This window comes from Quadrisphaera sp. DVD1 (assembly GCF_058932755.1).
In genome coordinates this window covers 1-9,704 of sequence record NZ_JBZYWI010000119.1, presented here as the reverse complement: position 1 = coordinate 9,704, position 9,704 = coordinate 1, and the positions used below count along the sequence as shown (strand labels likewise).

Annotated in this window: 8 protein-coding genes; 2 read left to right on the top strand and 6 right to left on the bottom strand. The window is 77.1% G+C overall.

What is annotated here, in order from left to right; genetic code table 11:
* Positions 1-8: 8 nt before the first annotated feature.
* Positions 9-1,085, bottom strand: a complete 1,077-nt coding sequence (locus AC5FZL_RS12760; protein ID WP_493619176.1) for a hemerythrin domain-containing protein — start codon at positions 1,083-1,085, stop codon at positions 9-11.
* A gap of 48 nt (positions 1,086-1,133) precedes the next feature.
* Here AC5FZL_RS12760 and AC5FZL_RS12755 point away from each other — a divergent pair, with 48 nt between their 5' ends.
* Entirely contained in the window at positions 1,134-2,096 is a 963-nt protein-coding gene (locus AC5FZL_RS12755; protein WP_493619174.1) for a D-2-hydroxyacid dehydrogenase, read from the top strand.
* Between the two features lie 25 nt (positions 2,097-2,121).
* Here AC5FZL_RS12755 and AC5FZL_RS12750 read toward each other — a convergent pair whose 3' ends face one another.
* The 3 genes from AC5FZL_RS12750 to AC5FZL_RS12740 all read right to left on the bottom strand — a co-directional run bounded on the left by AC5FZL_RS12750 (position 2,122) and on the right by AC5FZL_RS12740 (position 7,904).
* Positions 2,122-4,182: a VWA domain-containing protein gene (locus AC5FZL_RS12750; RefSeq protein WP_493619172.1), complete on the bottom strand. Its 2,061-nt coding sequence runs from the start codon at positions 4,180-4,182 to the stop codon at positions 2,122-2,124.
* A 2-nt stretch (positions 4,183-4,184) separates the two neighbouring features.
* Positions 4,185-5,612: a sigma 54-interacting transcriptional regulator gene (locus AC5FZL_RS12745; protein ID WP_493619170.1), complete on the bottom strand. Its 1,428-nt coding sequence runs from the start codon at positions 5,610-5,612 to the stop codon at positions 4,185-4,187.
* 75 nt (positions 5,613-5,687) lie between these two features.
* Positions 5,688-7,904: an MMPL family transporter gene (locus AC5FZL_RS12740; protein ID WP_493619168.1), complete on the bottom strand. Its 2,217-nt coding sequence runs from the start codon at positions 7,902-7,904 to the stop codon at positions 5,688-5,690.
* A 26-nt stretch (positions 7,905-7,930) separates the two neighbouring features.
* Between AC5FZL_RS12740 and AC5FZL_RS12735 the strand changes: the two genes are divergently transcribed.
* Positions 7,931-8,632 (top strand): dienelactone hydrolase family protein, encoded by a 702-nt coding sequence (locus AC5FZL_RS12735; RefSeq protein WP_493619166.1) that lies wholly within the window; start codon positions 7,931-7,933, stop codon positions 8,630-8,632.
* A gap of 25 nt (positions 8,633-8,657) precedes the next feature.
* Here the strand turns inward: AC5FZL_RS12735 and AC5FZL_RS12730 are convergent, their stop codons facing one another.
* Together AC5FZL_RS12730 and AC5FZL_RS12725 are read right to left on the bottom strand one after the other, a co-directional pair.
* Positions 8,658-9,329 (bottom strand): response regulator, encoded by a 672-nt coding sequence (locus AC5FZL_RS12730; RefSeq protein ID WP_493619164.1) that lies wholly within the window; start codon positions 9,327-9,329, stop codon positions 8,658-8,660.
* A partial coding sequence (locus AC5FZL_RS12725; protein WP_493619162.1) for an ATP-binding protein occupies positions 9,329-9,704 on the bottom strand: 376 nt, incomplete at its 5' end. The genes AC5FZL_RS12725 and AC5FZL_RS12730, both read right to left, overlap by 1 nt.

The window sequence follows — 9,704 nt, the reverse complement described above, 5'->3', positions numbered from 1 at the left end:
GCCCGCGCTCAGGCGCCGCGGGCGGGGTGCTGGCTGCGGGCCAGCAGCCAGTCGGCGACCGCTCCGGTCACCAGCGCGTAGACGGTCTTGTGGTAGGCGTCGACGGCCAGCACCCGCGCCGGCCAGCTCAGCGGCGAGCGCTCCACCCGGGTGGCGGTCTCCAGCACGTGGTCGAAGCCGATGCGCAGACCGGCGTGGGCCAGGGACCCCCCGATCCCGCGCAGGCCCGCGCGCCCGGCCAGCCCGCGCACGACGCCCAGGACCACCCCGGTGCCCCAGTGCATGGTGTGGTTCCACGCGTCGCTGTCGCGCGCGTCCGCCCGCCCCAGGAGGCGCTGGAGCGTCCGGGCCGGGACGTGGGAGTCGGGCCGGCCGGTCAGCGCCTGCTCCGCCTTCTCGCCGGCGGTCATCACCACCGTGCCGACCAGGCCCGCGACCGCGCCCTGGCACGCGGCGCGACGCGCGCTGCCGATCGGCGCGAGGGAGTCGAAGGCGTCCTTGACCCGGTCGGAGAGCGCGAGCCCGGCACCCGCGACGACGTTGCCCGGGGGGTGGCGGGAGATCTTCGGGTGCGGCCGGGTCGGCGACCCCAGCCGGGCGGCCTCCCAGGCGGCACCGATCGCCTGCAGCTCCTCGACGCCGGCCACCTGCTGCAGCCGGGGCAGCAGGTCGTCCTCCTCGTCGTGGGCGTCGTGGCGGATCACCGCGAAGGCGCGGCGGACCTCGGCGTCGTAGCCCGCGGAGCGCGGGTCGGCGCGCTGGAGGTCCTTGAGCATCTCGTTGATCTGCTGGTGGTCGCCCTCGATGTGGGCGGTCAGCTCGTCGCGGTCGCCGGGCAGGTGCTTGCGGTAGGCCGGGAAGAGCACCGTCTCCTCGGCGAAGGCGTGGCGCAGCGCCCGCTCGCTCAGCTCCGCCACGATCCTGCCCCGGGCGTCGGCGTCCGGTTCGGCGTCGTAGGCGCGCATGAGGGCGTCGAGGTCGGCGTGGTCGGCGCTCTGCCTCGACAGGATGCTGCCCGGGCCGCCCCGCTGGTCCTCGGTCTGGTCGGCGACCGAGGTGAACCCGTTGTGGCGTGGGTTGGTCATGGCGGGGCAGTACCCACCCGCCCGCGCCACACGCACCCAGGAGGACCCGTGCCGACGATCGTCTTCGTCCCCGGAGAGCAGGCCGACCCCCGGGACTGGCCGCAGCGGCTCGAGCACGACGCCCCCGGCTGGCGGGCGGTCGTGCCCGGGGACGGCGACGTCGCCGCGGCCCTGGCGACCGCGGACGCCGCGTTCGGCACCCTGACGCCGGAGCTGCTGGCCGCCGCCGACCGCCTGCGCTGGCTCCAGGCGCCGGCCGCGAACCCGCCGGAGGGCTACTTCTTCCCCGAGCTCGTCGAGCACCCGGTCCAGGTGACGAACTTCGCGGGGATCTACGACGACCACATCGGTACGCACGTGATGGCCTGCGTGCTCTCCCTGGCCCGCCGACTGGACGTCTACGCCGCCCAGCAGGCCCGGCACGAGTGGCGGCGCTCCGGTGGCGAGGCCGACGTCCTGCACCTGCCGGAGGCGACGGCGCTCGTCGTCGGCGTCGGCGGGATCGGCGCCCGCGTGGCCCAGCTGTGCGCCGCCTTCGGGATGCGCGTGCTGGGGGTGGACGCGCGCCGCACCCAGCCCCCGCCGGGGGTGGCGGAGCTGCGCGGCCCGGACGCGCTCGACGAGCTGCTGGGCCGGGCCGACGTCGTCGTCAACGCGCTCCCGCACACCCCGGCCACGGTCGGTCTCTTCGACGCCGCCCGCTTCGCCCGGATGAGGGCGGGCGGCCTCTACGTGACGATCGGGCGCGGGGCGACGACGTCGCTGGACGCGCTCGTGGCCGCGCTGGAGGGCGGCCACCTCGGTGGGGCGGCGCTGGACGTCGCCGAGGTCGAGCCGCTCCCGGCCGCGCACCCCCTGTGGGACGCGCCGCGCACCATCATCACGCCGCACGTGGCCGCCGTCGGCCCGCACCTGGACGAGCGCCGCTACGCGGTGCTGCTCGACGGCGCCCGCCGGTTCGCCGCCGGCGAGCCGCTGCACCGCGTCGTCGACAAGGCCGTGTGGTTCTGAGGCGCGGGCGCCGCCGACCGCGTCGTCAGCCCGCGCGCCGCCCCGCGCCGGGGGAGCGGGCGCGCAGGTAGTCGGCGACGACGTACTCCCCGAGGCGGTCGGGCGAGGGGGCGAAGACGCGGCCGCCGTTGCGGCGGGCCAGCGCGTCGGCGAACCGGCGCAGGCCCGGGTCCTCGCCGAGCAGGAACGTGTTGGCCGCGATCCTCGAGCGGGTGAGCGCGTCGACCTCGGCGAGGGTGCGGCGCAGCGTCTCGGGGCTGGTCGGCCAGTCGAACCACGCCTCGCCGTCGTCCTCGAGGTGCGCGGTCGGCTCGCCGTCGGTGACGACGAGCACCACCGGCGCCGAGGACGGGTGGCGGCCCACGTGACGGCGCGCCAGGGCCAGCGCGTGCGCGAGGTTGGTGCCCTGCAGGTGCGCTGGCTCGGCGGAGGTGAGCTCGGCGGTGCTCATCGTGCGGGCGTAGCGGTCGAACCCGATGATCTGCAGCGCGTCCTGCGGGTAGCGGGTGGCGATGAGGTGCGCCAGCGCCAGCGCCGTCCGCTTCATCGCCGACCACCGGCCCTCGGCGTACATCGACCACGACATGTCGACGCAGAGCGCGACCGCGGCGCCACCGCGCCGCTCGGTCTCGGTCACGGCGAAGTCCTCGGGGCCCAGGTGCACCCCGCCGGCCAGGTCGCCGGCCGCCGCGGTGCGCAGCACCGCCCGGGTGACGGTCGCCACGGCGTCCACCGGCTGCTCGTCGCCGAACTGCCACTGCCGCCAGGTGCCGGTGGGCTCGCCGGCCGTGCCGGCCGAGCGCTCGTCGTGGCTGCCGCGCCGCACCGAGCGCAGGTCGGCGAAGACGCGCGCGAGGGCGCTCTGCCCGAGCTGGCGCAGCGCCTTGGGCGTCAGCTCGAGGTCGCCGCTGCCGCTGCCGGAGACCCAGCCCTGCCGGCGCAGCTCGCGCTCCAGCTCGGCCAGGGCCCGCACCGAGGCGGCCGCGCCGGGGCCGAGCTGGCGCTCGACGGCCTCGACGTCGACGTCGTCGAGGGACGCCCCGGCGTGGTCCTGGGCGAGCGCGTCGTCGAGGTCGTCGAGGTCGCTGAGCTCGGCCAGCGCCCCGGTGGCCTCGTCGAGGCCGAGCGGCTCGGACCCGGTGAAGCGCTCGCGGGAGCGGCCTCCCACGAAGGTGCCGGGACGGAGGTCCTGCAGGTGGGACCCGAGGGCGGAGACCTCCGCCGCCAGGTCGGCGTCCTCCATCGCCTGCGCCACGAGCGCGGCCAGCTCCCGGCGCTGCTCCTTCGACAGCGAGCGCATGAGGCGCTGGGCGGCGGCGGCGCGCTGGGCGAGGAGGTCGATGAGCTCGTCCACGTCGGCGGGCTGCTCGGGGAAGGCGTCGCCGTGCTTCGCCATGAACTGCTCGAAGGCGCCGGTGACGTCCTCGCCGCGGGCGTGGGCGGCGAGGAGGGCGTTGAGGTCACCGAGCAGCTCCTTGGTCGCCGCGAGGTCCGCCGCGCCACCGCCCGGCTGGCCCTCGCCGCCGTCCTCGCCGCCCTGCTGGCTCCCGAGCCCGGGCAGCTGGGCCCGCAGCGCCTGCTCGCGCAGCTCGGCCAGCAGCTCCTCGTAGGCCTGCCGGGCCTGCGCGGAGGCCCAGTCGTAGTCGGCCAGCTCGCGCACCGCGGACGCCGTCCGCCGGGGGAGCGCGTCCAGCTGGGCCTCGCGCAGCCGGGCGTCGTCGTCGTCGCGCACCGACAGCTCGGCCCGCTCGGCGTCCAGCGCCTCGGCCAGGCGCTCGCGGGCCCGCTCCAGGGAGCCGGCCAGGTCGCCGGAGGCGCGCAGGGCCTCCTGGCGGCGGCGCACCTGCTCGCGCAGGGCGTCCAGGCCGCTGCGCTGGCGCCCCTGCTGGTCGGGGCCACCCCGGCGCAGCAGGTCGCGCAGCGCCTCGCGCACGCTGCGCCCCGCCATGACGTCCTCGCCGAGGGCGTCGACGGCGGCGCGCACGTCGTAGGGCGGGGCCAGCGGGTCCGCCCCGCCGGCCCAGGCGCCGTAGCGGTACCCGCGCACCCGCCGGTCGCGCCCGCCGCGCCCGCCCTCTGCCGCCATGCTCAGCCCCCGTAGACGGTGCGCTCGCCGCCGGTGGCGGCCACGGTGTCCTTGCCCAGGCGCCGGGTCAGGTGGAGGCCCTCCATCACGGTCTCCACGCCCGAGGCGGCCTGGGCGGCGCTGGGGGCCTCGCCGAAGCCCAGCCGGTCGAGCACCTTGGCCAGCCCCGCGACGGTGCCCACCTGGGCGAGCAGCTCGCGGGAGGGGACCAGCTCGCCGGTGGCCACCGTGGCGCCGTCGGCCACCAGCGCGGTGAAGCCCGACAGGTCGGCCCCGCCCAGGCGGGAGCGGAAGACCCCGGCGACGGCGGTGCGCAGCAGGTGCGCCAGGACGTCGTCCTCGCGGCCCTCCTCGCCCGCCTCGAACTCGACCTTGCCGCGCAGGGTGGTGACGACGGAGTCCAGGTCGCCGACCCGGGCGACCGGCTCGTCGCCGGTCAGGGCCGCCCGGCGCAGCGCGGCGGCGGCCACCGTCTCGGCGGCGGCGACGGCGAACCGCGCCGAGACCCCCGAGCGGGCGTCCACGGCCGGCGACTCGCGCACCTCCCGGGTGAAGCGGGCCACGGCCTCCATCAGGTGCTCGGGGACCTCGGCGACCAGGTCGGCCTCCTGGGCGACGAGGGCCACCTCGGTCTCCAGCGCCAGCGGGTAGTGGGTGCGCACCTCGGCGCCGAAGCGGTCCTTGAGCGGGGTGATGATCCGCCCGCGGTTCGTGTAGTCCTCGGGGTTGGCGCTGGCCACGACGAGCACGTCCAGCGGCAGGCGGAGGGTGTAGCCGCGCACCTGCACGTCGCGCTCCTCGAGCACGTTGAGCAGCGACACCTGGATCCGCTCCGCGAGGTCGGGCAGCTCGTTGACCGCGAAGATGCCGCGGTGCGTGCGCGGCACGAGGCCGTAGTGGATCGTCTCGGGGTCGCCCAGCGTGCGGCCCTGCGCGATCTTCACCGGGTCCACGTCGCCGATGAGGTCACCGACGCTGGTGTCGGGGGTGGCCAGCTTCTCGGCGTAGCGGTCGCTGCGGTGCCGCCAGGCCACCGGGAGGTCGTCCCCGAGCTCGGCGGCCCGGCGGCGCGACTCCGGGGTGATCGGCTCGTAGGGGTGCTCGCCGAGCTCGGAGCCGGCGATCACCGGCGTCCACTCGTCCAGGAGGCCGACGAGGGAGCGGATCAGGCGGGTCTTGCCCTGGCCGCGCTCACCGAGCAGGACGACGTCGTGGCCGGCGAGCAGCGCGCGCTCGAGCTCGGGCAGCACGGTGTCCTCGAAGCCGACGATGCCGGGGAAGCGGGGGCGCCCCTCGCGCATCGCGGAGAGCAGGTTCTCGCGCACCTCGGCCTTGACCGAGCGGGCGACGTGGCCGCTGGCGCGCAGGGCGCCCAGGGTCGCCGCGGAGGGGGGAGCGGACGGGGATGCGGAGCGCGGGGACGGCGTCACGGCTCGACGGTACGTCGCGAACCGGACATCCGGGGCGCCGGGTGCTCAGCCGTGCTCGCGGACGCCGAGCCGTGCTCAGCCGTGCTCGCGGACGCCGAGCCGCGCGTGGAGCCGGCGCAGCGGCGCGGGGGCCCACCAGTTCCGCTCGCCGAGCAGGGTCATGACGGCCGGCACGAGCAGCATCCGCACGAGGGTGGCGTCCACGGCGATCGCCACGGCCAGCGCGAGGCCGACCTGCTTGATCGCGAGCAGGTCGCCGGCGACGAACCCGGCGAAGACCAGCACGATGATCAGGGCCGCGGAGGTGATGATCCGCCCCGAGCGCTGCAGGCCGACGACCACCGCGGCGTCGGTGCGGGCGCCGCGCTCGCGGGCCTCGAGGATCCGGGCGAGGAGGAACACCTCGTAGTCCATCGCGAGGCCGAACCCGAAGGCGAGCACGAGGGGCGGGACGAACGTCTCGACGCCTCCGGTGGGCGTGAAGGACAGCGGCCCGGCCAGGTGTCCCTCCTGGAAGACCCACACGACCACGCCGAGGCTGGCGCCGAGGGACAGGACGTTGACGAGCAGGGCCTTGAGGGGCACCAGCAGCGCCCCGGTCATGAGGAACAGCAGGGCGAAGGTCGCCACGACGACGAGCGCCACGGCCCACGGCGCCCGGGAGGTCAGCTCGGCCGTGAAGTCGACGACGGCGGCCGCCTGCCCGGTCACCCAGGTGGGGAACTCCGGGCGCTGCTCGCGGAGGTCGGCGACGACGTCGCGGGCGCCGGCGCCGAGCGGGTCGCCGTCCACCCGCACCCCGAGGGAGACCAGGTCGCCCACCGCGGTGGGCGGGTCCACCGAGGCGACGCCGGGCAGCGCCGCCACCTCGGCGGCGTAGGCCTGCACCTGGGCGGGCGTGGCCTCGGCGACGACGGTGACCGCGGGCGAGGAGGCGGCCGGGAAGCGCTCGGCGAGGTCGGTGAAGAACTCCCGCGAGGGGTTGCCCACGGGGAGCAGCTGGACGCCGTCCGAGCGCAGCTGCATCGAGAGCACGGGGCTGGCCGCCACGAGCAGCACCGCGCTGACGCCGACCAGCACCGCCCACGGCCGGCGCTGCACGCGCCGCGCGAGGGCCGAGAACCGGCCCTCCTCGGGCGCCACGTCGCCGGTGCGCCGCGCGAGGACCCTCAGTCCCGGCACGCGCGTGGCCAGGCCGGGGCGCGCCAGCGCGGCGCCGCCCAGCGCCAGCAGCGCCGGCACGAGGGTGAGGGCGACCAGGAGCGCCAGGACGACGACGGAGAAGGACGCCAGGCCCATCGAGCGCAGGATGTCGGCGCGGAAGACGAGGAGCCCGCACAGGCTGACGGCGATGGTCACGGCGGAGAAGACCACCGTGCGCCCGGCGGCGGCGAGGGTCGCCTCCAGGGCCCGGGTGCGCACCGCGCGCTCCGTCGCCGGCTGCCCCGCCGCGCCGAGGGCGCGCAGCTCCTCGCGGTAGCGCGAGACGACGAGCAGGCCGTAGTCGATGCACAGGCCGAGCCCCAGCACGGTGACGACGTTGACCACCGAGGCGTCGAGGTCGATGAGGTGCGAGAAGCCGAGCAGGGCGGCCAGGCCCCCGCCGATGGTCACCAGCGCGCCGACGACCGGGACCCCGGCGGCCAGGAAGCCGCCGAAGACGACCACCATCACGAGCAGGCTCAGCGGCAGCGCGACCGCCTCGCCGGTGCGCAGGTCCTCCTGCACCTGGGCGTTGACGTCGTCGACCAGCCCCTCGACGCTGCCGACCCTGCCGCTGGCGCCGGGGGCGGCCTCGGCCACGTCGGCGGCGAGGGCCTCGAGGCGGACGCCGACCGCCGCGGCCGCGGCCTCGCCCGACGCCTCGGACAGAGCGGGGTCCAGGGCCACCGTGACCAGGGCGGAGGTGCCGTCGCTGCTCGTCAGGGCCCCGGCGGCGGGACCGGCCGCGGCCAGCGGCGCGGCGACCTCCACCACGCCGTCGAGGGCGGCGAGGTCCGCGGCGCCGGCACCGAGGACCGCCTGCACTCCCGGCCCGGCGGCGCCCGCGGGGCCCAGCCCGTCGAGCTGCAGGAGCACCGACCTGCCGCTCGGGTCGCGCTCCTCGAGCAGGTCGGAGCCGTCCTGCGCCTCGCCCGGCACCGAGGAGGCGCCGCTGCCCAGGCGCTCGAACAGGCCCTCGTTGCCGAAGGCGCCCAGGGCCGCGCCGGCGCCGGCGGCCACGAGGAGCGCCCAGGCGACGACGACGGCCAGGGGGTGCGTGCCGACCCAGCGGCCGGTGCGGGAGAGCACCGCGGGAGCGTGCCACAGTGAGGCGCATGGCAGAGCGGTCCGCCGGCGCGGCGCAGCAGAACACGACCTTCCCCAGCAACGGGCACGAGGCGCACGGCTACCTCGAGCTGCCCCCGGGCGGCACCGGCCCGGGCGTCGTGGTGATCCAGGAGTGGTGGGGGCTGACCACCCACGTCGCCGACCTCGTGCGGCGCCTGGCCGCCGAGGGCTTCGTCGCCCTGGCACCGGACCTCTACGGCGGCGCGACGACCCACGACGGCGCCGAGGCGATGGCGATGATGCGGGAGATGCCCGTCGACCGGGCCGGGCGCGACCTCGCCGGCGCGGTGGACCACCTGCTCTCCCTGGACGCCGTGACCTCCTCCACCGTCGGGGTCATCGGCTTCTGCATGGGCGGGTCGTTCGTGCTCACCCTCGCGGCCCAGCAGGGCGAGCGGGTCAGCGCCGCGGTGCCCTTCTACGGCGTGCCCGACCCGAGCACGACCGACTACTCCGGGCTGCGGGCGGCCGTGCAGGGCCACTACGCCGAGCTCGACCGCAGCGTCCCCCGCGAGGCCGTCGTGGCGACGGCCACCGCGATCGCGGTGCAGTCCGGTGTCGTGCCGGAGGTCCACTGGTACCCGGCGCAGCACGCCTTCGTCAACGACGAGCGGGAGAGCTACGACGAGGCCTCGGCGCAGCTGGCCTGGGCCCGGGCGACGGACTTCCTGCGCACGCACGTGCGCTGAGCCCGCTGAGGGCGGTGGCGCCGGCTCACGACCAGCTGGTCGTGGCGGCCGAGTGGGCCGGCGCCTCCACCAGGCCGTGCGCGACGGCGTGCACCACGGCCTCCAGGCGCGAGCCGACCCCGAGCTTGGTCAGCACCGCCTGGACGTGCGTGCGCACCGTGGCCGGGCCGATCCCCATCGCCTCGGCCATCTGGGTCGTCGTCGCGCCCTGCACCAGCCGGGCGAGCACCTCGCGCTCGCGCGGGGTCAGCAGGCTGGCGCTCAGGTGGGCCAGGTCGGTCGCCGGTGACGGGGGGCGCAGCGCCTCGCGCAGCAGGTGCGGCGCGCAGTAGAAGCCTCCGGCGGCGACCTCGGAGACCGCCCTCAGCACCTCGGCCAGGGGCTGGTCCTTGGTCGCCACGCCCTCGGCGCCGGCGTCCACCGCCTGGCCGACGAGGCGCCGGTCGGCGGTGGCGGTGAGCAGGAGCACGCGCACCTCGGGGTGCGCCGCGACGAGGGAGCGGGTCGCCGACAGCCCGTCCCGGTCGCCGGAGAACCCCAGGTCCATCACCACGAGGTCGAACGCCTCCACCGCCGCCCGCGCCACGGCCTCGCGCACGCTGGTGGTCGAGGTGACGGAGTGCCCGCCGCCGCGCAGCACCACCGCGAGGGCCTCGGCGAAGACGACGTGGTCGTCGCAGACCAGGATGCGGGCCATCAGCCCTGCCGGGGGAGCGCCGGCGCGCAGGGCAGGGTGACGGCGGCGCACGCCCCGCCCAGGGAAGAGCGGCCCAGGGTCAGCCAGCCGCCGACCGGCAGCACCAGGGCGCGCACGACGTCCAGGCCGGCGCCCCCGGGGCGCGCGAAGCCGCCCGGCCCGGGGCCGGGGCCGTCGTCGTGCACCTCCAGGCGCGCTCCGGCCGGCTCCTCGCCGTCCGCCCCGGCCGGCACGTGGGGGTGCGCGCGGACCCGCAGGAGCACCTCGCCGCGGGGGCCGGCGGCCGCCAGGGCGTTGTCGAGGAGGTTGTGCACCACCCGGGAGGCGGTGGTGGGGTCCACCGGCACCCACAGCGCCTGCTCCGCGTCCACGGCG

Bases quoted from the DNA above. Each gene is read 5' to 3' on its own strand.
- AC5FZL_RS12760 (WP_493619176.1), bottom strand. From the start codon at position 1,085: ATGACCAACCCACGCCACAACGGGTTCACCTCGGTCGCCGACCAGACC.
- AC5FZL_RS12750 (WP_493619172.1), bottom strand. From the start codon at position 4,182: ATGGCGGCAGAGGGCGGGCGCGGCGGGCGCGACCGGCGGGTGCGCGGG.
- AC5FZL_RS12735 (WP_493619166.1), top strand. From the start codon at position 7,931: ATGGCAGAGCGGTCCGCCGGCGCGGCGCAGCAGAACACGACCTTCCCC.
- AC5FZL_RS12730 (WP_493619164.1), bottom strand. From the start codon at position 9,329: ATGGCCCGCATCCTGGTCTGCGACGACCACGTCGTCTTCGCCGAGGCC.